This is a genomic window from Streptomyces sp. CO7, assembly GCF_053474865.1.
On record NZ_JBRIOU010000114.1, the window covers coordinates 1 to 441 of the forward strand.

Sequence of the window (441 nt, forward strand, 5' to 3'; positions counted from 1 at the left end):
GTCCCGAACTGCCCGGACGGGTCCGACGGCACGGACTGCCCGTCCACACCGGCCTGCTCGGCGGCGGCCTGCGCCGCGGCGGCGTGCTCGGCGGCAGCCTGCTCAGCGGCAGCCTGCTCGGCAGCGGCGTGCTCGGCGGCAGCCTGCTCAGCAGCAGCCTGCTCGGCGGCAGCCTGCTCAGCAGCGGCGTGCTCGGCGGCAGCCTGCTCAGCGGCAGCCTGCTCGGCAGCGGCGTGCTCGGCGGCAGCCTGCTCAGCAGCGGCGTGCTCGGCGGCAGCCTGCTCAGCAGCGGCGTGCTCGGCGGCAGCCTGCTCAGCGGCAGCCTGCTCGGCAGCGGCGTGCTCGGCGGCAGCCTGCTCAGCGGCAGCCTGCTCGGCAGCGGCGTGCTCGGCGGCAGCCTGCTCAGCGGCAGCGTGCTCGGCGGCTGCCCGCTCCGCCGCC

1 protein-coding gene is annotated in these 441 nt (G+C 78.2%); it reads left to right on the forward strand.

Translation table 11 applies throughout. From position 1 onward, the window contains the following. Positions 1 to 441 (forward strand): hypothetical protein (locus ACOV8S_RS31360; protein ID WP_448321872.1); only part of this gene is annotated, 441 nt, incomplete at both ends.